At 53.7% G+C, this 21,615-nt stretch carries 19 protein-coding genes and 1 pseudogene; 5 read left to right on the top strand and 15 right to left on the bottom strand.

The window, feature by feature from the left end:
• Positions 1–288 precede the first annotated feature (288 nt).
• Entirely contained in the window at positions 289–1,248 is a 960-nt protein-coding gene (locus Q7L05_RS08955) for a Fic family protein (RefSeq protein ID WP_303905071.1), read from the bottom strand.
• A gap of 195 nt (positions 1,249–1,443) precedes the next feature.
• On the opposite strand from Q7L05_RS08955, the gene Q7L05_RS08950 reads away from it, so the two are divergent.
• Positions 1,444–1,800 (top strand): hypothetical protein, encoded by a 357-nt coding sequence (locus tag Q7L05_RS08950; protein WP_303905068.1) that lies wholly within the window; start codon positions 1,444–1,446, stop codon positions 1,798–1,800.
• A 335-nt stretch (positions 1,801–2,135) separates the two neighbouring features.
• On the opposite strand, the gene Q7L05_RS08945 is transcribed toward Q7L05_RS08950, so the two are convergent.
• A complete protein-coding gene (locus tag Q7L05_RS08945) occupies positions 2,136–2,423 on the bottom strand; it encodes a GIY-YIG nuclease family protein (RefSeq protein WP_303905065.1) in 288 nt (95 codons plus the stop codon).
• 214 nt (positions 2,424–2,637) lie between these two features.
• Between Q7L05_RS08945 and Q7L05_RS08940 the strand changes: the two genes are divergently transcribed.
• Positions 2,638–3,015: an ATP-binding protein gene (locus Q7L05_RS08940; RefSeq protein WP_317623111.1), complete on the top strand. Its 378-nt coding sequence runs from the start codon at positions 2,638–2,640 to the stop codon at positions 3,013–3,015.
• A gap of 76 nt (positions 3,016–3,091) precedes the next feature.
• On the opposite strand, the gene Q7L05_RS08935 is transcribed toward Q7L05_RS08940, so the two are convergent.
• Positions 3,092–3,691 carry a TetR/AcrR family transcriptional regulator gene (locus tag Q7L05_RS08935; RefSeq protein WP_303905059.1) on the bottom strand — a complete coding sequence of 200 codons (600 nt, stop codon included), beginning with the start codon at positions 3,689–3,691 and terminating at the stop codon, positions 3,092–3,094.
• 158 nt (positions 3,692–3,849) lie between these two features.
• Between Q7L05_RS08935 and Q7L05_RS08930 the strand changes: the two genes are divergently transcribed.
• Positions 3,850–4,521, top strand: coding sequence for a nitroreductase family protein (locus Q7L05_RS08930; protein ID WP_303905056.1), 672 nt, complete (start codon positions 3,850–3,852; stop codon positions 4,519–4,521).
• 722 nt (positions 4,522–5,243) lie between these two features.
• Here the strand turns inward: Q7L05_RS08930 and Q7L05_RS17515 are convergent.
• Complete coding sequence (locus Q7L05_RS17515) at positions 5,244–5,417, bottom strand: hypothetical protein (protein WP_411293330.1); 174 nt, start codon at positions 5,415–5,417, stop codon at positions 5,244–5,246.
• 300 nt (positions 5,418–5,717) lie between these two features.
• On the opposite strand from Q7L05_RS17515, the pseudogene Q7L05_RS08920 reads away from it, so the two are divergent.
• Positions 5,718–5,921: pseudogene (locus Q7L05_RS08920) on the top strand (transposase domain-containing protein); the annotation flags it as partial.
• 365 nt (positions 5,922–6,286) lie between these two features.
• Here Q7L05_RS08920 and Q7L05_RS08915 read toward each other — a convergent pair.
• The 6 genes from Q7L05_RS08915 to Q7L05_RS08890 all read right to left on the bottom strand — a co-directional run bounded on the left by Q7L05_RS08915 (position 6,287) and on the right by Q7L05_RS08890 (position 14,544).
• A complete protein-coding gene (locus Q7L05_RS08915; protein WP_303905050.1) occupies positions 6,287–9,457 on the bottom strand; it encodes a type I restriction endonuclease subunit R in 3,171 nt (1,056 codons plus the stop codon).
• Between the two features lie 693 nt (positions 9,458–10,150).
• Positions 10,151–11,542, bottom strand: coding sequence for a restriction endonuclease subunit S (locus Q7L05_RS08910; RefSeq protein WP_303905047.1), 1,392 nt, complete (start codon positions 11,540–11,542; stop codon positions 10,151–10,153).
• Complete coding sequence (locus tag Q7L05_RS08905) at positions 11,539–13,515, bottom strand: type I restriction-modification system subunit M (RefSeq protein WP_303905044.1); 1,977 nt, start codon at positions 13,513–13,515, stop codon at positions 11,539–11,541. Before Q7L05_RS08905 ends, Q7L05_RS08910 begins: the two co-directional genes overlap by 4 nt.
• Positions 13,516–13,632: 117 nt before the next feature.
• Positions 13,633–13,785, bottom strand: a complete 153-nt coding sequence (locus tag Q7L05_RS08900; RefSeq protein ID WP_303905041.1) for a hypothetical protein — start codon at positions 13,783–13,785, stop codon at positions 13,633–13,635.
• Positions 13,782–14,270 carry a hypothetical protein gene (locus tag Q7L05_RS08895; RefSeq protein WP_303905039.1) on the bottom strand — a complete coding sequence of 163 codons (489 nt, stop codon included), beginning with the start codon at positions 14,268–14,270 and terminating at the stop codon, positions 13,782–13,784. The genes Q7L05_RS08900 and Q7L05_RS08895 overlap by 4 nt, the downstream gene beginning before the upstream one ends.
• A gap of 16 nt (positions 14,271–14,286) precedes the next feature.
• Positions 14,287–14,544 carry a hypothetical protein gene (locus tag Q7L05_RS08890; protein WP_303905037.1) on the bottom strand — a complete coding sequence of 86 codons (258 nt, stop codon included), beginning with the start codon at positions 14,542–14,544 and terminating at the stop codon, positions 14,287–14,289.
• 580 nt (positions 14,545–15,124) lie between these two features.
• Here Q7L05_RS08890 and Q7L05_RS08885 point away from each other — a divergent pair.
• Positions 15,125–16,201, top strand: a complete 1,077-nt coding sequence (locus Q7L05_RS08885) for a Shedu immune nuclease family protein (RefSeq protein WP_303905034.1) — start codon at positions 15,125–15,127, stop codon at positions 16,199–16,201.
• A 279-nt stretch (positions 16,202–16,480) separates the two neighbouring features.
• Here Q7L05_RS08885 and Q7L05_RS08880 read toward each other — a convergent pair whose 3' ends face one another.
• The 5 genes from Q7L05_RS08880 to Q7L05_RS08860 form a co-directional block, all read right to left on the bottom strand.
• Positions 16,481–18,238 (bottom strand): hypothetical protein, encoded by a 1,758-nt coding sequence (locus Q7L05_RS08880; protein WP_303905031.1) that lies wholly within the window; start codon positions 18,236–18,238, stop codon positions 16,481–16,483.
• A gap of 51 nt (positions 18,239–18,289) precedes the next feature.
• Positions 18,290–18,613 carry a hypothetical protein gene (locus Q7L05_RS08875; RefSeq protein WP_303905028.1) on the bottom strand — a complete coding sequence of 108 codons (324 nt, stop codon included), beginning with the start codon at positions 18,611–18,613 and terminating at the stop codon, positions 18,290–18,292.
• 26 nt (positions 18,614–18,639) lie between these two features.
• Entirely contained in the window at positions 18,640–19,359 is a 720-nt protein-coding gene (locus Q7L05_RS08870) for a DUF4297 domain-containing protein (protein WP_303905025.1), read from the bottom strand.
• 807 nt (positions 19,360–20,166) lie between these two features.
• Entirely contained in the window at positions 20,167–21,099 is a 933-nt protein-coding gene (locus Q7L05_RS08865; RefSeq protein ID WP_303905023.1) for a HEPN domain-containing protein, read from the bottom strand.
• The gene (locus Q7L05_RS08860) at positions 21,096–21,323 is read right to left on the bottom strand and encodes a hypothetical protein (RefSeq protein ID WP_303905020.1); all 228 of its coding nucleotides are present in this window, start codon (positions 21,321–21,323) and stop codon (positions 21,096–21,098) included. The genes Q7L05_RS08865 and Q7L05_RS08860 overlap by 4 nt, the downstream gene beginning before the upstream one ends.
• Positions 21,324–21,615 lie beyond the last annotated feature (292 nt).

Here is a 21,615-nt window from a genome sequence, read left to right as displayed (position 1 = left end):
TCGCGGGAATGACGGGTGCGGGTCGCGGGAATGACGGGTGCGGGTCGCGGGAATGACGGCGGAGGGTCGCGGGAATGACGGCAGAGGGTTGCGGGAATGACGGCAGAGGGTCGAAAGCAGTCGGCCCGTGCAGCGATGTGCTGCACCCGAAGCTCGGTAACTTCCTCAGCAGCGACCAGCGAGTTTTTCGGGGTGCACTACATGACGGTGAGTCGGGCGGCGCCGGCGTTTGGAGAGACGATGTGAGCGGTTCGGACGCGGGGCGGAGCGTTGATAGGCTGCGCCGTGTTAACGTGCTTCTTCTTCGAATGCGAGATTCACAATCTCCTCTAGTCGGTTGAGGATCTCCCCCGGGAGCCAGTCGAACCGGGCGCGTTTGCTCTTCGATAACCGGCCTCCGTTGTCATGGATCAGACGAATCAATAACGCGATGTCCTTTTGCGGCAGGTCGAATTCGGCATCTATCCGTCGGTAGGCGTTGTCGTACCCCTGCAGGAATTGAAGCTCTTGAGGGATCTCCTCTTCGACGGCACGTTCAATCATACGAGCCAAAAAGGCGACTTCCCGATCCGCCTGGAAGTAGCGGTAGGGGGCTGGCCCCGGGCTTTGGAGGATTTCGGGGCCGTCGTCGTGGCGCCGGTAGTCCCAGAGCCGGGTCACGGGCCCGGAGAATGCCGTCAACACGTCAAGGTATTCGGGTATGTGCTTCATGATGACGGCCGAAACCGGGATGACCAGATCGGGCGGAATCAGTTTGGAGTGGGCCAGGACGTGATGGATGATGAACCGATGCAGGCGGCCGTTGCCGTCCATAAAGGGGTGAAGATAGACGAAGCCGAAGGAGGCGCAAGCGGCCTTGACCAGCGGATCGATACCGCGATGCGTGTCGTTGACGAAGGCCTCCCAGCCCGCCATGGTCTCGTGCAGTCCCTCGGCGGGGTGTGGGAAGAAGGTTATCCTGCCTGTGTGACTCTCCAGCCAGTTCTGGCGATTGCGGTAGCCGGCTTCCCGGCTGTAGACGTCGCGAACGGCCGCGTTTTGAATGGCAACGAGCTGATCTTCGTCCAGTTGCGGCAGTTCGGCAGCGTGCCGCAGGATTTGGACGAACCGCTCTTCCTTGCTGGCGCTGGGCGTCTCCCGCTCGATGGCAAAGTTACTGCGGGTTTCAGAGAGATACAGATACTGAACTGCGCGATCATAGTATCCGGTGGTCCGGGAGTCGGCGTAGAGTGTTGTGAGCCTCTCCATCAGCAATTCGAAATCGCCGGTCCCCGCGTAGCTTGTCCGGAGCACAACGGGGCAAAAGCGTCGGTCGCCGAGGGCGTTATCCGAGACGCGATATCCAGCGTGGCGGGTTGGGTTGGCGGCCGTGACGTATTGGTCGGGCGCAAAAAGATCGATATATCTTCCAGCGACGCTGACGCCAGCTTGGAGTTCCTTCCCATGAAACCACTCCCAGAGGAAGACAATGCGCCGGATGTATTCCCCGTTCGGATTGGTGCGAAGACGCTGGATGAGGGTATCCGGCGCTATGTGCCGGAGGGCGGCTTCGATAATAGCCAAATCCATGCCCTCGTGGCGAAGGGCGAATTCCAAGTGCCCGAGCGGGGTATCAACGAGGGCGACACCCGTAGGGAAAAGAATTTCTCTGTCGGTATCGACCCGACGGTTGACCGATGGCGATACCAATGCGGCCCGGCCGGACTGTATGACCGGGAGCTGAAGCTGGGCTATCAGGAAGGCGTAGCCGATTGGTTTCATCTGGGCGCCGGTTTCTCGAAAACGATTCAGATGACTTGAAATCTTATCAGAAAAAAGTAGTTACAGGTCTTTTTATCGTGATTTATTCATGACGCGGTACGGCGCGCGCTGGGGACGCCATGAATACGACCTACAGGGATGTAGGAAGTGAAGATTATGCAGGGAGCAATAATCTTTCGACCTACAGGGATCCCGCGGCAGCATCCTGCCACAAACGTCATTCCCGCGACCCTCTGCCGTCATTCCCGCGAAGGCGGGAATCCAGAACATGAATGGCCGCTATCGGCCGGTAGCCGTCATTCCCGCGAAGGCGGGAATCCAAAGGTCACCCCGATCAGGCAACCACCGCCAAACCCGTGATTGGCTATCGTGCCCTAAAAGGCAATCTCGGAATAAAGGTCCCGCCACTCGGGATTGTCTTTCTCGATCAATGCCAACTTCCAGGCACGATTCCATTTTTTGAGCCGCTTCTCGCGCACAATCGCGCCGACCATGTCCTCGTGTAGCTCGAAATACACCAGGCGATGAACCCGGTATTTCTTTGTGAAGCCTTCGGACACATTGTTCCTGTGCTCCCAAACGCGTTTAACAAGGTCGCTGGTGACGCCAACGTAGAGCGTGCCGTTGCGCCGGCTGGCAAGGATGTAAACAGCAGGTTGCATGGGCTTCCCTTTCCGAGTGGATTCCCGCATCCGCGGAAGTAGAGAGTACGCCGGGGGATTCGGGTGTGGATAACAAGGAAGACACTAAGCCGTTCTGGACCAGGGAATCAATGGGCGTTCGTTTGGTGTTCGTTTGAGCGTCGCAGCCCGTGTGGACGGGTGCGGGGTTCCCGGTTTGGCGGGAACGACGTGGCGGGTCGTAACCGCAGCGGCGATGGGTCCGGCGCGGTGGCCCCCAGGCATCTGGATTCCCGCCTTCGCGGGAATGACGGGTGCGGGTCGCGGGAATGACGCCAGAGGGTCGAAAGGGGCGAAGGAGCAGGTCACTGGCATGGGAAACAGTTACTTGATCCGGGGAGTGGCTATTCACCTGGGCCATCACCGACTCATCACGGCGGATCCGGTCGGCTGCGCGCAGTTAATTCCTCCGTCCCCTTTTCCGCTCTTTTCCGGTCTTACGATGGGTGTCCGTAGAGTACTGTTCGATGACGACAATGTGGCGGTGCCGATCATCGATCGGATCATCCATCACTGGCACATCTTTATGCTCGGCGGCGAGAGCGACCGGCTGAAGCAGAAAATGACCGCTTAGGCGGTCAAAGGTGGGTCAATTTTATTGGCCGAAAGTGCATCAAAACTATTGGCCATTGACACCTAGCTTGCACTCGCTACCACTCGAGCGGTGGGAATCCCAAGGAGCGGAGGAACGCCTTGATGATTTGTTTAATCAGGTATTCGGCGTTGCGATCGGAGAAATCATGGTCTACGCTGAGCGTGCATCTCATCAGCATCTCCCGGACCATGCCCACATAAAGCATTGAGGCCACCTTCACATCAATCGAACGCCCGCTAGAATCCTTCCATTCGCGTAACGTTTCCTCAATATAGTCGGTGAATCCTTTCCACTGACTTTCGAAAAAGACCTCACTGAATCCGTCCTCCTCGAGAATGCTACGCAGTTCCATGCGCAGTATATCGGGATCTGCCAAGCGACCATTTGCGTACACAATGGTCATACGGTAAAGCACATTCCCGAAATCATCGGGACCGGACAATACCGCATTGACGTAGTCTTCCCGCTTGCAAGCGAACTCATCCAGGACGGCACGGTACAGTTGCTCCTTGGAAGGAAAATGCTGGTAGAGAACCGCCACGTTCACGTCGCATGCTCTAGCTAGTTCACTTACCGAAACCCCGTGCAAGCCTCGTTTTGCAAACAAAGTTTTTGAACTGGTAAGAATCGAGCTTCGCCGGTTCTCTGCACTCATTCGTCGTCTCATGGAGTAACCTAAGTAATTGTTTCCTTATACATACATGCATTGTACATCACTCCTAAAAATTTACCGCAAAACTACTTGACGGCTTGTGCGTAATCTGCTTTTATCTTTATGTAAATAAATACTTGCTTACTTATGAGGGAGCGCATATGAGCACACTGTCAGCGGAAATTCACGCGAATGCCCCACTAAAGATGGGCTTGGAAGAAGCAATTCGGACCCGACGTTCGGTTCACTATTTCACGCAGGGTGCACCCCTGGCCGAAGCGCAATGGCGTAAGTTGTTCGAACTAACGGCCCTCAGTCCGTCGTCCTTCAACTTCCAACCATGGGATTTTGTGGTCGTCGAAGATGAGGCTCGCAGACAGGAATTGCAGGCGCTATGTTGGGGTCAGCGGCAGGTTGTCGACAGCAGTGCGGTAATTGCCGTGCTTGGCGACAAAGATCCCCATCGCCGCGACAAAGAGGTGCTACAGCAATTTCAGGATAATGGTTATATCGATGAAGACACCCAGAAGGCCTACCTTGGTGCCGTCGATGTAGTCTATCCAGACGAAGCCCGCAAAATTGAGCATGCAGTTGGCGGTGCCTGTCTCGCTGCAATGACTCTGATGCTGGCTGCCCACGGAATGGGGCTAGCCACCCTCCCAATGATTGGTTTCGACCCAGATGGTGTACAGAAGTTCTTTAATGTGCCCGATGACTATATCGTGACCATGCTCATCGCTATCGGCTATTCGGCCGACAAGGAATTGCCCCGCCAACAGCGCCGCGGATTTGACGATATCGTCTATTGGGATCGCTTCGAAACAGTCAAGTAGTAGATTATGGAGAGCGATGGCATGGATGAGCCTGTTTTAAATCCCTCATTCTGCGCGGGTGCCCCCTTGTTGTTTGCTGGGGATTACGAAGTGGTCGGCCCCGACCCTAGGCTCGGTCACAGGGAGGTGGCTGGTTTGGGGGTCGATCTGATCTTGATTCACTACCACCACCGGCACGAATTTGAAGGGGGACACCCGCGGGGGTTGTGGGGTTCTATATGCCCGGATGGAGGACGCCCAGACTGGCGTGAACTCGATAGCGTTATCCGCTCTGCGAAGCGCCACTTTTCTAAAATTGCCCTCTATCCTGTTGGATGGGCACATATGGTCCCGCAACGTCTTGGCGAAACCGTGCTCGACGTCGAGCCGGAAGTGATAGCGGACTGGGTGCTAATGGTGGTGGAGCGCTATAGACAGGACATAGATCTCTTCCCCATATTCTACGAGCTGAACGTCTTCGATCTTTTCTTTCGATCCACACATGGCCAACCCTACGGGCAGCGACAGCGAGAACATATCATAGAGTGTCTCACTTGTTGTGCCGAAAAGATAGAATCACACCTAGGGCCAGATGCCCTTGCGAAGCTGACGGCAGCCACGTTTGTTGAACTTACTCAATCCAGCTTCTACTGGATGAGTGAGGGTAAACTTCTTGAGTTGCCTCGCGGATCGACACTGGTGGATGGACCGCTAAGTCCTCCAGATCTCGTCGCACTTGCAGATCAGATGGACACTCCAGGGCATGTCCGCCACCGCTGGATCCCCGTCGCGGAGCAACAGCAATGGGGAAGGTGTCCAACAAGGAACGCGCCAACGTGTTCGGCATTGACCGAATGGGTCGCGATACCCTGCTGTTCGAGCCAATGGAGGAAATGGTCGAGTGCGCCGAGGTACATGGCGATGGTCGCCACGGCATACCCGCGGTCGGTGAGGTACTGACGGTAACGCTCCCGCAGTGACGCCAACGGCTCGTCGATTAAGGACGCGGGGCTTCGCTGGGATGGGGAATGGGTCGGTAACATGGCGGAGTCTCCTGGACGGTGCCTACAGAGACCCCCAATCTTATGCTGTTCTACACGTACACCAGTCGACGGGTAACCTTTTGAACCAACGGGAGGAACTCCTCAATCCTTTCCTGCCAACTGCGCATAATCCGGGACTGGGCATAATTCCGATTATGCGCAGCTGCGCATAAACGAAACAACTGGCTCTTCGCCGATACCCCCAAAGGCGCCCACACCTCGGCACGGCTCTACAGCTTCATTGCAACCGCCAAAGCGAATGGCCATGAGCCCTATCGTTACCTGCGCCATGTTTTTAAAGAGCTGCCCGCCGCCGAATCGGTCGAGGATTTTGAGGCCCTGCTGCCTTTCAATCTCGACGCCGACAGCTTGAGTTAGGCCGTAAGCCTGTGCAATACGGGTTTCGCTAATCGCTTACGCGGGAATGACGGCAGAGGGTCGAAAGGGGTCGAAGGAGCAGGTCACTGGCAGGAGGAACAAGTCCTCCGGCGCGGTGGCCCTAGGCATCTGGATTCCCGCCTTCGCGAGAATGACGGCAGAGGGTCGAAAGGGGCCGGTTGTCGCCTGGATTCCCGCCTTCGCGGGAATGACGGAAGAGAGGCGCGGGAATGACGGAGAGAGGCGCGGGAATGACGGCGGAGGGTCGAGGGAATGACGGTGGAGGGTCGAGGGAATGACGGCAGAGAATCGCGGGAATGACGGCATAGGGTCGCGGGAAATGACGGCACCGCTAGAAAGTCAATTCAGGACTTTTGCAATACCGCTTGTGACTCGGCAAGCATTCGCAAAATCAGCAACGCGAAGCCCCTCTGGGTCTGCTCATCTCCCAACACCTCCATCGCGAGCTTCTCATGGTCCGTCATGGCGTCCAGCACTACGTCAGACACCCGTTTCGGAAAGAGCCCGTGCATTACCTGCTCCGGGGAGTGGCTGTTCACCTGGGCCATTACCGACTCATCACGGCTGATCCGGTCGGCCACGCCCTGGGCGAAGTGGAGTTGGTCTTTGTCGTCGACTTCGGAGCCGAACAGGTCGTTCAGGGTGTCGATGATTTCAGAGAGGCGTTTCTTCTCCGGGTCGTGGGCCTTGCCGGAGCCTACATCGGAGAGCGGTTCCAGGCCGTACTCCCCGGCTTCTTCGGCGAGCTTGAGCTGCTGCTCGTTGCGTTTGGTGAGTCGGTAGTGGGTCAGGGCCAGTTCGGACACGTCGATCTCGTCGTCATCCAGGCGATCAATGCGCAGCAGGGGCGACAGGTGCTTGGCGAAGACGCAGAGTTGTTCCAGTTCCCGGTCTTCGTAGCTGACGATCTGTGACAGGAACTCGTAGGCCCGCACGAAGCTGGTCAGGTTCTTCGTGAAGAGATCCAGCTGGTCCAGGCCTTCGCCGATATCCTTGAGGCTCTTTTCCGCATGGGCCAGGCCGACCTTGTCGCCATCCTTTTCGGCGCGCTTGCGGGCGTCCATGGCGGCGCTCTTCTCTTCCAGCAGGTTTTTGTAGCGCTTGGTGAAGCGCTCTTTTGCCGGCTGGCAGTGATAGGTGAGCTGGCTGGCGTTCGCCCGGCTGTCGTAGAAGGCGGTGGCGAAGGACTGGACCTCGTTCCAGTGGTAAATCTGTTCCTGATCCAGCACGGTCTGCAGGTCATACACCACTTGCGCGTCGGAGACGTCTTCCAGCTCGGCCTTGGTGTAGTAGGGCAGGAAGGCTTCCAGTACCTCCTGGGCATCGTTGAAGAAATCCAGCACAAAGGTCTGCTTGCCCGGGAAGGTCCGGTTCAGGCGGGAGAGGGTCTGCACACAATCCACACCTTTCAGCTTCTTGTCGACGTACATGGCGCAGAGCTTGGGCTGATCAAAACCGGTCTGGTACTTGTTGGCGACGATCATCACGTTATAATCGGCGGTATCGAAGGCGTCCGCCAGGTCACGGCCTTTCAGTCCGGGGTTCAGCAGGTGGCTCGATTCCGAGACCTCCTCGGGGATCACATCATCCGGCAAAATCGTGCCCGAGAACGCCACCAGGGGGTGCACGTCCCGGTAATTTCGGGTCTTGGCGTAGGCCTGCATGGCCAGCTGGTAGCGCACGGCCTCCTGCCGGCTGCTGGTGACCACCATGGCCTTGGCCTGGCCATCCAGCAGGTGCTTCACATGCTCCCGGAAGTGCTCGACGATCACTTCCACCTTCTGGTTGATGTTGTAGGGGTGCAGGCGGACCCAACGGGCCAGCTTGATGCGGGCCTTTTTGGAGTCCACCTCTTCATCCTCCCCATCGGGGTGGGCCAGCTTCCAGGCGGTGGAGTAGGTGGTGTAGCACTTGAGCACATCCAGGATAAAACCCTCCTCGATGGCCTGGCGCATGGAGTACAGGTGAAAGGCTTCCGGCTTGTTGCGGTCGGAGGGGGGCTCATCCGGATTGGGTGGCCGGCCGAACAGCTCCAGGGTCTTGCCCTTGGGGGTGGCGGTGAAGGCGTAGTAGCTGATCTTCTCGCTGGGCTTGCGGGCGGTGACCGCCGCATCCAGAAGCTCCTCAGCGCTTACCTCCTCGCCCTCGGGGAACTCGGCGCCCAGGATGGTCTTGAGCTTGGTGGCGGAAGAGCCGGTCTGTGAAGAGTGGGCCTCGTCCGCCACTACCGCATACTGCCCGGAGGCCAGCCGGGGGTGTTTGTCCAGCACCTCAAACAGGGCAGGGAAGGTCTGGATGGTGACGATAATGATGCGGGTGTGCTCGGACAGGGCCTCCGCCAGCTGTTCCGATTTGCTCTGGCTGCCGATGTCCCGGGTGATAGGGCGCACCACCCCCTGGGCGTGTTCAAACTGGTAGATGGTGTCCTGCAGCTGCCGGTCCAGCACCGTGCGATCCGTCACCACAATGACCGAGCTGAACAGCTTGTTGCCCTCGGCATCATAGAGCTGGGCCAGCTGGTGGGCCGCCCAGGCAATGGAGTTGGACTTGCCGGACCCGGCACTGTGCTGCACCAGGTAGCGTTTGCCGGGGCCTTCCTCCCGGGTCGCGTCCACGAGCCGGTTCACCACATCCCACTGGTGGTAACGGGGGAAGATCAGGCTCTCTTTGGTGGTGCGCTTGCCGTGGAAATCCTCCTCGGTCTTCTTCTCCAGATGGAGAAAACGCCCGATGACCTTCAGCCAGGCATCCTTCTGGAACAGCTGTTCCCACAGATAGGCGGTGGCATAGCGGTTCTCATCCGGCGCCTGGGGGTTGCCCGCGCCGCCTTCTTCGGTGCCCCGGTTGAAGGGAAGAAAGAAGGTATCCTTCCCGGCCAGCCGGGTGGTCATGGCCACCTGGTCCTGGCTCACGGCAAAATGCACCAGGGCGCCACGCTTGAAGGTGAGCAGGGGCTCGGCCTTGCGGGTGACCGGATCCTTGACCGGGCGATCCTGCCGGTACTGGCGCTTGGCATTCTCCACCGACTGCTTGAATTCGCTCTTCAGCTCCAGGGTGGCGGTAGGCAGGCCGTTCACGAACAGCACCAGGTCCAGGCGCGGGTTGTAGTCGCCCTCCCGGGCATGGGGGGAGTAGGAGACCTCTTCCACCACCCGCAGGCGGTTGGCGCTATAGCGTTTCAGGGCGTCCGGGTTCATGCCGTGGTCGGGCCTGAAGCTGCACAGATCCACCTTCACCCCCGGCAGTTTGAAACCGTGGCGCAGCACCTCCAGGGTGCCCCGCTTATCCAGTTCTCGGGTGGTGGCCTTGATCAGCACTTGTTCCGGGTTCCGGGGATTGTTCTTGCAGAACTTGTCCCAGCGGTCCGGGTAAGCCTCCCGGAAGTAGCCGACCAGATCCTCCGGGTACAGGGCATTGGTGCGGTCATAGTCCGAGGACTGGCCGACTAACCACTGCTGACCCGCCAGCGCAGCGAGGATGTCTTTCTGGAAGGTCTTTTCCTGGCTATCGGCCACGGTAAACTCCTTGTTCTTCGCCCGGATGATCACGCACGGCCCGGGAAACCCGTCATCCCCTGTCACCCTCGCGCAGGCGGGGGGGTAGGCGGGGACCCAGAGCGCTAGACGGCCTGAGAGTGGCTCTGAAGCCGTCATCCCCGCGCAGGCGGGGATCCATTTTGAACCATACTTCTGTCCTCTGGATCCCCGCCTTCGCGGGGATGACAGAGGGGTTTCCCACGAAAGCGCGAATCTATAAATTCGTCATTGCGAGCCGTACCCCCTGCTGCGCAGGCCCGAATCAGTGACGAACTCTTAGCTGTCATTGCGAGGAGCCACAGCGACGCGGCAATCTCGACTTGCGGAGTACCAGACTGCTTCGTCGCTGGGGCTCGGCTTTGGCATCCTGCGTCGCTCTACCGCCTACATCCATGTAGGCGTCCTCGCAGTGACAAAAGCGGAAGTTCTTCAGGAGATCTATAAATCTGTCATCCTTCTTCGCCGTCATCCCCTGTCACCCCCGCGCAGGCGGGGGGTAGGCGGGGATCCATTTTGAACCAATTCGTCTTTCCCGCGAAAGCCGAAATCCAGCCGTTGATTCACTAGGCTCCCGCTTTCGCGGGAGTGACGAAAAATGCGTTTTTAGCGGTCCCCTGAGGAGGCCGTTGGGTGAGCCGCCGGTCACAAACAAGCGAATAGCGCGGCCCTGGCTCACGAGACCTGCTCCAGATCGGAGTGAAGGAATTCCTCGTCAAAAGCACTCTCATCAGCCGGTGGTTCCCAGTTTCGAACATCGATTTTGCCCGTGACAGCGGCTGAAATCAGTGCTGAACGGCGCTCCTCCATTATTTCGATACTCTTTTCAGCCTGCTTTTGGAGATCTGCATATTTTTCTAAAAGAGTATCGACGTATTCAACTATTCTCTTTTGCTCAGAAAGAGGAGGGAAGCAAGCGGTTATTCCAGACACCCGGTCGATATTGAGGTTTGCCTGCGCGCTTTGGGTTGATGTCTTCTCCAGCTCTTGGATAGACGCTCGAAGGCTGTACTTTAAAAACTCTAGATCAACATCCTCCCTTGGTTTAAAGCCTACGACGCTATCAGGTGCATATGCTTCAAATCCAAGAATTGCAGTGTCACCAATATTTGCGGCGATTGCCATCACTAGTGTTCCCGCTGGAAATTTTTGGCTGACCTTTATACCTTCATCATTCAATGTTTGTTTGTAGGATTCGACATATTTTTCAGCTCTAGCAATGTCGCCCGTCTGAATAAATGCATAGTGACCGTCATAAAGTGAAGGGTCGTTCCTCGGTCTATGGCCGAACTTTCCCCTGTAAATAGCCGTGGCATATCGATAGCTCTTGCAGGTCCAATGCGCCGGCACCTCTCCAAGCCATTCCACCCCGGAATCCTTCATCGGCACATCGGGATTCAGCCCCTTGGTCACCGCATAAGAGATCACCGCCTGGCGCTTTTCCTTGAGCAGTTCGATCAGGCGCTTCTGTTCGTGAATCAGGGTGTCAATTTTGGCGGTTTCGTGGTCGAGGAAGCGGGCGATTTGGGTCTGTTCGGCGGTCGGTGGCAGTGCGATTGGCACATTATCAGTAGCGTATTGCCCTAAACCAACCCGGGTTAAGCCGTTAGCAGTCACAGCGAAATAGGCCTTCGTTTCCTCGGAATCAAAGAAACGTTTTAGAAACTTGCCAGTTGCAGATGGCCGAGGTCGGGCAATCGAAAGGTGGTATCCATACAGAACGCCGACTAATTTGTTGGGGACGTATGCGGCCACTCCGATGTCGTCGGGACTTTCTGAATCTTTGGTGAAAACAACATCATCTTGCTGCACCTGAAAACGAGCAATTTGATATTCTGTAGCTGTGGCTGGCATGAAGTCCAAGTTGCCTTTTATAGCTTCGTTATAGTAAACGTCGGTATAGTTGCAAAGCTTGATCGAAATTTGGCCTTCGACTGACTTTTTGTCTACGTTGCTTGGAAACACTTCTGCGCAGTGCTTCAGACGCTCAACTGTCCAATGCGCTGGCACTGCCCCAATGAATTTGATATTTGATTCTTTGTACTCCGGATACCTCGGAAAACTCACGCCGACAACTCCTCGATCATCTGCTTGATCCTGTCGGTGCACTGCTTGAGGTCCGCATCAATCTCGTCCAGCGGCCGGGGCGGCGTGAACACATAGAAGTGCCGGTTAAACGGAATCTCGAAGCCGACAATACCTACTTCGCCATCCTGCTCATCCGTCTTGGACTCGTCGATCCAGGCATCTGGGACGTGGGGCTTCACCTCCCGCTCGAAGTAGTCGTACACTGACTCGCCCAGGGGCACGTTTTCGTTATCCCGCAGACCGCTATCAGGCTCTGGTTTGCCTTTGCTTTCACAGATGTCCGCTTCCGGATCCCGTTCGCTCAGTGCATTCAGCAGGGCCTTGAGCTGCGGTGTGCCCAGTTTGACCTGGTGCTCAGTTAGCGAGGCTTTCAGCGCCTTTTGGAACTTTGGGCGATTCCGGTAGAGGGTATCGCTCTCCATGGCGCGGCAAGCGGCGAGGAGTTTCTCCTGCCCCTCCGCCTCCATTTTCTGGATCGCCTTCTCTTCGGTGATGCGCGCCATGCGCTCCTCCGAGGTCTGGAAGTTCAAGCGCAAGGGGCGCTCTACCGTGATGCGGCGGTAGCCAAACGCCTCGTTCGGGAAGATCTTGCTCTTCTCCGTCTCCTGGAATTCCCCGTAAAGCCGCACAATCTCATCCTGGTCCGCTTCACTGACAAGCTGGCGCTTGCTGCCCAGTGACTTGCGCATCTTGGAGGCCCGATCAGAGGCATCGATCAGCTGGACCTTGCCCTTGCGTGCCGCCGGCTTGTTGTTGGACAGAATCCAGATGTAGGTGGAGATGCCGGTGTTGTAGAACATATCCGTGGGCAGGGCGACGATGGCCTCCACCATATCGCTCTGCAGCAGGTAACGGCGGATCTCGGATTCACCACTGCCGGCACCCCCGGTAAACAGCGGCGAGCCGTTCAGGATGATGCCAATGCGGGAGCCGCCATCCCGGGGATCGCGCATTTTGCTGACCAGGTGCAGCAGAAACAGCAGCGAGCCGTCAGAGACCCGGGGAAGGCCCGGCCCGAAGCGGCCATCGAAGCCCTTGAACTTGTGCTCATCCACCACCTGCTTCTGGACCTTTTTCCACTCCACCCCGAACGGCGGGTTGCTGAGCATGAAGTCGGCTTTCAGGTCGTAAAGCTGGTCTTCGGAGAGGGTGTTGCCCAGTTTGATCTGCTCGACCTTCTGGCCCTTGATCAGCATGTCCGCCTTGCAGATGGCGTAGGACTCCGGATTCAGCTCCTGGCCGTGCAGGGAGACGGTCACCTGGTCACTGACCTGCTGCACATACTCATCCCCCTCAGAGAGGAAACCGCCCGTGCCCGCTGTCGGGTCATAAATGGTGACGATACTGTTGGGATGGAGCTTCTGCTCCTGGCCGGTCAGCACCAGGGAGGTGGTCAGGTGCACGATGTCCCGGGGGGTGAAGTGCTCCCCGGCGGTTTCGTTGGAGCTTTCGGCGAATTTGCGGATCAGCTCCTCAAAGATCAGCCCCATGCCGAAGTTGGAGATGCGGTTGGGGTTCAGGTCAATGCCGGCGAAGCGTTGCACCACCTGGTAGAGCAGGTTGTTGGCGCTGAGCTGCTGAACAAAATCCTCGAAATGGAAATGCTCGAAGATCTCCCGGGCATCCTGGCTGAAGGACTGCACATAGCTCATCAGATCATCAGCGGTCTGGGTGTCGGATAGCGTGCCCAGTGACAGCGGAGAGGCATTGAAAAAAGGCTGCTCAGCCTCGCGCAGAAGCAGTTTTTCGCGCACCGGGTCGGGTTTGTCGGCATGCGCTCTCGCCCCTGCCCGCACCTTGTCCTTGGTGGGCTCCAGCACGCACTCCAGGCGCCGCAGCAGAGTAAACGGGAGAATGACGCGGCCATACTGCGACTGCTTGAAATCCCCCCGTAAAAGGTCGGCCACGGACCAGATAAAAGCGGCAATCTGACTGTTGTTCTCGGCATTCACGCGAACTACTCCGTGCGGTTGATATTCTTTATTAGCGACTGCTTCAAGGGGTATCCGAGAGAAGGCTGTTCATCGGGGTATGCGATCGAGACACCAGGCGCTTCCTGATCACGTACCTTACCAGAGTCCACTTGCCTGGATCATGAAGAGATTGGCGACTCCAGTGTCGCTGCGGGTGGTTGCCACAGGCGTGCTTGCGGGGATTCTTATCCGTGTCCAGTATTGCTCGACCAGCTTCCATGGCGCTTTCAGCAGCAGCCGTCGATTCATCTCGTGGGCTCGAGGAGAATTTTCGCGTCGCATAGCTCGCGAAAAACCTCAAAGTCTTGCGGTGAAATGCTGTTTCGAACAGCATAATCGCCAATCTGGTTATTAGAAATGACGGCTCGTAACGTCGGGTTTGCCGTCGTAAACCAGCCAAGGTACACGTTCGCTTCTGATAGCGCTTCGTTCGATAGCTCTGTCAGAACTAGGCACGCATCCAATAGCAGTGGTTCGTTTTCTTTCTCATCGAATTCGAGTGTATTCTCTGGGTCCTTGTTTGCATGCTTAAAGAAGTTCCGTGATGAATTCAGGATGTTAAACCACTCCTTCCTTGCTTCGACGGGTACCTCTGGGTGATCGTGAAGTATGCTGGTGTGATTTAGATCACGTGCCTTGGCGACATCACGAATTACCCCCTGCGCGGCTGCGGCAAGCGTATGGACCGCAATCGGATCGCCGTTTTCGAAGAATAAGCGCACAGCCGCAGCCAAATTCCTTCGAGCTCCTTCAAGTTTCGATATTATCGTCATAAACGACTAACGAAATGGCGCGTATCGGGGTGCGCTGCCACGGCGTCACGCCCAAGGCCCCCGCGCGCAGGCTGGATGCACGCTGTTGGACTAAACCGCCCGGCAGGGCGTTCGCGCCGCATTGGATGTGCTGCCGATTGACCGCAGGGATGTGAAAAAGGAACGTGAAGCGCCGTCCACAGTGCTGGGTAGCTGGGTTGTCCATGGACGGGCACATTTTTTCGGTTATTTCCATGTGAGGCCAATATCCCAAACCGGTGTAGTGGCGTCAATTGCCAATGACGGCGCGAGTGGGCTTTTACCGGCCCGTCAAATCGGTAATGTTCGGGGAAACGTTCCATATTCATGTGTAAGCTCCCGGCGGGGCCGGTCGCCGGAGGACTGCGCTGTGAAGGGGATGATGACCATCAGCACCAGTTTCCTGACGCCGCAGTGCGCACAGCGGTGGATATCGATGCCCGTACGCGCCGCATAAATTGCCCGCGGGCGCCGGCTACGACCGCCCCACGTGCCTCAACGGACGGTCAAGCTCGCGTCGTTGCATGCTAAAATATGAGGCCCGACCCCGTGGCGCGCATTCCTAATACGCGCACGTATGTGTCCTCCGGCCCCGCCCAGTGGAGCGTTTACCTACACCTGCATTGTTCCGCGCTGGTCAGTTGGGCTTTCTCGGCAGGAATGCAATACTGTCCGAAAAGCCAACACTTTAATGCTTGGAGCCTGAAATGCCTTGTCCTAAGTGCGCCGATATGGTGGAGCGTCACGACTTGCCCCATGTCGTTCGGAAATGCGAAAGATGCGGAAGGGAATTGCATGTGCACGAAGCCGGAACGCACGGCATCGGCTTTAAGATTCGGAAGGGGGAGAAGGTTGTCATACCTTCCGATTGGCTAAAACTTTCTCTCAACCCTCTTAAGAGCAAAGGGCAGCTTTCTCGGTACGGTCTCCAGTGGTTTGCTGAACAGATTCACTTAAATGACTTGCCCAAAAAGAAGGGTAAAATGGCGCAAGAAATTGACATGATTGAAGCTCAATGTGATCGAATTCTTGACGCATCGGCTCTACTTTCAGGATTTAACCTTGAAGACCCTACACAATCCGAACAGATAATAGAAAAACTAAAGGCAAATCGAGATACCGCCGAATGGTGGGCATTTCTCGCGGGAACATTTATTTCTGTTCTGCGTGAAGCAATAACCGAGTGTGATGTAGAGCAAGCCGTATGGGCTATGGGTTGCGTTGAACGCTGTAGATCTATGCTCCTCTTCAAGGAACATCTAGAAGAAGTAATTTGGATGGGGCATTCGGCCAAAAGGCTTGTTGATGTTCTTCATACTTGGGAAAACAATAAAAGCAATTCCGACGAAGGTTTCTGGCAGATTACTCTTCGCGATAATGCTTATGCCATTTCCCAAGTCTTCGCAGTTCCCCTGGTCTTCATTCAGGAATCCGCCTACGTTGGTGGCATGAACGTAAATAGACAGGATGCCAAACTGGTCGACTACCTGTTCTCGCAAGAGTCATCCCGAGAGGCGGTGCTGGTTGAAATTAAGACCCCCGCCACGAGACTTCTCGGCCGAAAATATAGGGGAGTCTACAGCCCATCACCTGAACTGTCCGGAGGAGTCATGCAGGCACTCGACTACCGGCGTACTCTTTCGGAAAATCTTATTTCAGTGATAAAGGGCATCGAGCACAAGCTAACAGCATTTGAGCCAAAATGTGTTCTTATAATTGGCAATGGTGAGCTTGAACTGGATAGCGACTTGAAGAGAAATTCCTTTGAAATCTTTAGATCAAACTCAAAAAATGTTGAAGTTATCACCTATGACGAGCTTTTTCGGAAACTAGAGGTGTTGGCATCACTGTTTAGTCTCACTCGTGGAGATTGAACGGGCGGCGCAGGCAAAGAAGGTAGTTAAGGCAACTTAGGGGACCACAGTGGGGGCAATTCGATACAGAGAAATAGTCGGTGGGTGAATTTGAGGTGTTCATCGAGGTTGGAATGCGCGAATTCCCGGATCCCGAGAAGCGAAGGCCCTTTCGGTTCAATGAGCCATTGGGGGTCGGCATGCTCAGTGTGAAACCTCCAATAGCCACGGGCATCATCCAGATCCACATTCTTAAATGGCGTGCCACATAGATCATATTTCGTATTTGAGAAGCCCATGCTACGATGAGAGGCCTGAGCCCGTTACGCCGTTATAATTGTATTGTGCGGCGTTCACTACTTGTGAAACTTCTTTACTTAACTTTATATATGCATCTCTATTTAAGAGTTTACCTTCATCCAAGGTAATAACGTTTGCCTTTTTCTTATATTCTTTTAAATATTGGCTGTCCATTCCGCAGAGGATTACTTGGCTCTGACTTGGGGTATCTTTCAAAATCAAGTTAACAATGCGCTCATAGTTTTGATTCGCTTGCTCTTGTTGGTTAGGTGTGTCAATTACCAATGGGGCTGGAATCTCGTTACGAGAATAGTAGATCTGTCTAAATACAGCCATTTGATATGCAAGTGCTGCCCTTGTTCCTTCGGCGGCCCCACCGCTACCGAATAGTTTAGTATAATCCGTTGGATGCTTTACTTTGCTTAGATTGACGCCTTTAGAATTAAGTTTTTCAATAAACTCGGTTATTAGCCCAGTAAAGAAATCACTGAGCTCCTGTTTTCTATCGTTAGTCAAAAGTCTTTTTTGAAATTTCTTAAGTTCTTTCTGCTTATCGGTGTTTTCTTTACATAAAGCTTGCTTTATAATTTTTGTATATTCAACATTTCTCTGAACTGATTGCGATGAAAAACTATCCACAATATCGGTTAAATTATATTTTTCCTTGTCATCAGTTTTCTTTCCATATTTTTCATTTATCTCATAAATACGGAGACGTGCACTTTCCAGTTGAGTCTGTGAATATTCAATATCTACATTTAATGCACTTATCTCTTCTTGTATAAAAAGAACTTGGTCTTCTGCCTGCTTCTTATCTGACAGAATAGACGCTCTGCTTGCAAGTGAATTGTCATGTGCAGTCCCACAAAGAGGGCACTCAAGTTCATCGGAATCAACATACTCTACGGAAAATTGATAATCACTTTCAATCTCTTTTACAGCCCTCGTTGCTATTTCCAACTGATTTTCCAAATGATATTTAGATGATTGAAGATCACATAGACTGCTAAGCAGTAATTCTTGTTGTTCTGCTAATTCCCCAAGTTCCTGCTTAACTTCTTTTGTTATTTCCTCAAATTTTTCAGGAGTCAAGGCTAAATTACTTTTAGGCACATATCTTTCGACTATATCTATAGCTGTGTTAATTTTCTTAATTTCTTCATTTGCCTCTTGTTTTTCTGCCTCATACTCAAATATATGTTCTTCCAATTCGAAATGTTCTGGCGACAAATAACCGGTGTGGTATTTAACTATAGGCTGTTTCCATTTGGCATATTGAGCTAAATTCTGAAATGAATTCCATGGAGATGTCCAGCTACGCAACTGATCAATGTAGAATGGCAGAAAATAATATGCGGGAGGAGGTGTATCAAGTACTGGATCATCCCCTCTCTTTGGAAGTTTCGCCTTAAAACCAACTAGCTCTGAAAATTCCTCGGAGAATTCTCCTGTAATTCTTCCATACTTATGATAAGTCCCACCAACAACGCCTAAAACTATTAAATTATGCGTTCTGACTACTACGTAACAATTCTCCCCTATTGAAAACTCCAAAAGAGCTTTGCAATCTAATGAATTCCATGTTTCGTCGAATTCTGGCTCACAACCCAACGCCCAATATATGCTTTTTACCAAAGAAGACTTCCCAATGCTGTTATTTTTTCCCGTTATCAGGTTGAATCTTTCTTGAAATTTGAACTGATTCGCGGATTTTATCGTATCTGACACCAGAACTAACCGTTTGAATTTTAAGTTCATTATGTCTGCCTTTCCTTAAATTCCTTATTAATAGCTTATAATTTCCCGAACTCATATATCCCCCGTAATTATCTCATAAATAATATGATCTCGAATATCTTCATAATTTCCTACCTGAGTTTTTATCTCGTCTGTGAGCACAGCTTCTGCGCCTTGAATAATATCGGTTAACTCTACTGACCTCTCAGAAGCCGCAGATTCTATCGCTACTTTTATTAATTGGCGGACTCTTAGATTTACTGAGGATGGAAACCCGACAACCTGAATGTGAATTCTTTCAATGCTTTTTCGTAATCGTTTTTGCTGGATATACGGCAATCTAAGCTCGTCGGCGACTTTGCTTGCTTCTGCCAGTATTGATTGAATGTCTCTCAAGCTGACATGTGCGCTTATCGCTTCTGTTACTTTCTTCGATGTGATTGCTTTGTTTTCAAGAAGATTATCCCACTTGGCGCGTAATCATACGTAACAGCGCCTTTTCTGTGCAACTCATCAATCAACATACGATAAATATATTCTGCGTTACAATGGCTTCCAGGAAAAATATCGGAAATTAAAGTTGATATCTTTCCTATTACTGAATCTTGCTGATTTGTTATGCTTAAACTTGGTACAACAAACCTGAGGCTATCAGGAAAAACATCGGAACCTAACTCTTCACTAAGTGACAATTTAAGAGCTTTTATCGATTTTTCACTCATATCACCTACTGTGATAACATCTAGATTGAGGGCATTATCAATCAGGGCAATGTTAAAGCCGCACGTTGCAACCAAATTAACCGTAGAAAGGCGGTTACTAAAGGGCTTATTTATTACAGAGGAAATTAACTTTCCTAAAACTGATCCTTTTCCATCTTTGGTTTTTGTTAAACTGGTGATGTTATATTTTGGGCTGCCAATATTTTTGACTTGGCTAAACTCAAACATAGCTGTGTTAGCCTCAAGTGAATCTGCCAAGACAACATCCTCATGCAACTCCATGAAGAGAGCGTACTCACGTGCATTTCTTTGCTCATCAATTATTCGACATAAAGCCCAATGATATTGGTACTCATATTTACCAAACGTGCTAGCTCCCGATCTCTCTCTTTGAGGCATCCCGAGTGGATTAGTATCCATTATTTTGCTCCGTATTCGTAGCACGAGCGTTTTTAAAGGTTATAACGTAGCGGCTCAGGCGCCCCGCAAGAGCGGCCCACCAAACCCGTGATAGTGCTCGAAGCGAAGGGTCAGGTCCGTATTGTTGCATGCTAAGATGCGAGGCCTGACCTTTTGCGTATTCTGCCTTGGTTGATTCTTTCAGCTTTCTTTAGTGATTCGAATAATTTGTTGTAAGGCATAATGCCGGTGCTCAGACTGCAAAGCCTTTGTTAACCTTCCCTAGGGAATCCAGCTATCAATGAATTTCCTCCTTCTTCGTATCATACAGACCCCGCTAACTGTTCTGTCAGCTGGAGGATGACGCAGACTTACGCTCAGGAGAAATGGCTCTGCCAATGTAAAACGCAACGAAAATTGTTACAAACTGAAGTATCATTAACCATTGCATCCAGACATTCATAAAAGTGAAAAGAACTAAGGAAAGAGCGGTCCTATTCAACGCAGTACGTCCAAACAGTGCCGCAATTAGGATCATCGCAATGATCACGACTTGGTAGAAAAGGACACCTTGGCTCATTTACTCTTTGGCTCCTATTGTGGTTTTGACTACGTGTAGGCGTTGTTGACCCGTGTAAACGACCAGCAGGTATTCACCGGTTCGCCGTTTTTCTCTCACTCTGATATTTTGTGATATCTCCATAGGCATTCGCTTGCGAATTCCCGGCTGGTAACCTGTATCTGTTTAGAGTGCAGCCAACCGCATATTCGCTGGATTGACGGGAGCCAGGGGAGCCCGACAAAGCTCGAGAGGATAAGTCGTGTACGTCATCTTTGTTGGTTTTCAGCAGCATCCTTCAGTCCCCCGATCTTTCTCCGGCACACTTCCGCCGTAAGTTCCTTCAAATCCTCAACCCGCTTCGCGATGGCGCTCAGTTCTTCGTCGGTGATGGCGTACCGCTTGCTGTAGCGGGCGTCGACGTAGGCGCGGCGGAGGAGGTCGAAGAGACGTTTGTTTTGGTCGGTGTCTTTGGGGAAGACATCGGTGAAGCGGGGGTCGAAGCCGGCGGCCTGGTTGATCAGGTTCTGGAGGTCGTGCTCCTTGGGGCGGTAGCCGGTCTGGACGAGGAGGAGACAGGTGATGTAGCGCTCGGCCGATTGGTGCAGCTGGAATGCGGCGATCTTGAGGCGCCCACGGGACTGGTAGAACCCTACACCCTCAAAGAATCCATCGGCGCTATCCATCCACTCCTCGAAATACTCCTCCGCATGTCGCAATCGCGTTTTTGGCGGCAACTCCTTTGGCGGCCGTGCCAGCTTGTAGCGGCCGGAGTCATAGAGCAGGTACCCCTCTTTGAGGATGTCCATGAAGAAGTAGCGCCGTTCGGAGAGCATCTGGTTGACGTGGTGGATGGTGTGGACGATGTAGTTGACGCGGGTGCCGTCTGCTCGCGGCTCCAGGGCGTCTTTGAGGTCGTTGTCGTAGGCGACGTTGCGTTCGCTCTTTTTGTCCGCGGTGACGATGAGGATGTCGAAGTCGGAGTGGTATTCGTAGGTGATGTGGTCCTCTTCGTAGCGGTCTTCGACCCAGTCGCCGCGGGCGTGGGAGCCGAAGAGGATGATCATCTCGATATCGTGGCGCTCGCGGATGGCGGCGACGATTGCATTCAGCTCGTCGAGCTTGGAGGCGGGTAGGTGTTTGGGCCGTTTTTTCATTTTGTACCAGGCCGGCGGGCCGGCGGTTTCCATGATTGCGCTCATGCCCGGTCCTCCCTGTCGAAGAACTTCGAGTTGATGTCGCGGACACAGGCTTCGAGGCAATCCAAATCCTGTTCCAGCCGGCTGGCCAGGTCCTGGAGGACATGGGCACAGGCGGCCCGGTCCACATCCTGGAGGTCGGTGGACGGCAACAGCAAGTCGGCGAGCAGGCGCACTTGCGACGCGGCCAGGAGGAGGTCCTCCTTGGCGTTTTTGTATTCTTCCATTGTGTTCTCCTGATAGTCGTCCGTGTGTCCGTTTGGGGCACTTGGCTATCAGGTGCGGCGGGGTTGTTTCCCGGAGGGGGAGGGGGTGTTTCCTCCTGGCCGGGTTTTGTATTACGCCCTCGCCCGGATTCGACTTCACCGGGCGCTTCGGCCGCCTGAGTACGGGGTTATCCTAACGCGTGGTGTTGTGCGGGTCTACTGGATGGTGCCGGGCGGTTATCTCTGACCCCGATTATCAGCAGGTGGGTGGCGAAACTGTGGCGCAGAGAGTGGATGGACACTTTTTTTTGAT

Source organism: Thiohalomonas denitrificans (assembly GCF_016841685.1).
GTDB lineage: Bacteria > Pseudomonadota > Gammaproteobacteria > Thiohalomonadales > Thiohalomonadaceae > Thiohalomonas > Thiohalomonas denitrificans_A.
The sequence above is the reverse complement of the archived record's forward strand: the minus strand, read 5'-3'. Positions and strand labels throughout refer to the sequence as shown.

Coding starts and splice junctions, on each gene's coding strand:
- Q7L05_RS08890 (WP_303905037.1), bottom strand. CDS start 14,544: ATGGAAATAACCGAAAAAATGTGCCCGTCCATGGACAACCCAGCTACC.
- Q7L05_RS08870 (WP_303905025.1), bottom strand. CDS start 19,359: ATGGATACTAATCCACTCGGGATGCCTCAAAGAGAGAGATCGGGAGCT.
- Q7L05_RS08860 (WP_303905020.1), bottom strand. CDS start 21,323: ATGGAAGAATACAAAAACGCCAAGGAGGACCTCCTCCTGGCCGCGTCG.
- Q7L05_RS17515 (WP_411293330.1), bottom strand. CDS start 5,417: ATGTACCTCGGCGCACTCGACCATTTCCTCCATTGGCTCGAACAGCAG.
- Q7L05_RS08945 (WP_303905065.1), bottom strand. CDS start 2,423: ATGCAACCTGCTGTTTACATCCTTGCCAGCCGGCGCAACGGCACGCTC.
- Q7L05_RS08930 (WP_303905056.1), top strand. CDS start 3,850: ATGAGCACACTGTCAGCGGAAATTCACGCGAATGCCCCACTAAAGATG.
- Q7L05_RS08865 (WP_303905023.1), bottom strand. CDS start 21,099: ATGAGCGCAATCATGGAAACCGCCGGCCCGCCGGCCTGGTACAAAATG.
- Q7L05_RS08955 (WP_303905071.1), bottom strand. CDS start 1,248: ATGGAGAGGCTCACAACACTCTACGCCGACTCCCGGACCACCGGATAC.
- Q7L05_RS08880 (WP_303905031.1), bottom strand. CDS start 18,238: ATGAACTTAAAATTCAAACGGTTAGTTCTGGTGTCAGATACGATAAAA.
- Q7L05_RS08935 (WP_303905059.1), bottom strand. CDS start 3,691: ATGAGTGCAGAGAACCGGCGAAGCTCGATTCTTACCAGTTCAAAAACT.
- Q7L05_RS08900 (WP_303905041.1), bottom strand. CDS start 13,785: ATGAATCGACGGCTGCTGCTGAAAGCGCCATGGAAGCTGGTCGAGCAA.
- Q7L05_RS08950 (WP_303905068.1), top strand. CDS start 1,444: ATGAAACCACTCCCAGAGGAAGACAATGCGCCGGATGTATTCCCCGTT.
- Q7L05_RS08940 (WP_317623111.1), top strand. CDS start 2,638: ATGGGTCCGGCGCGGTGGCCCCCAGGCATCTGGATTCCCGCCTTCGCG.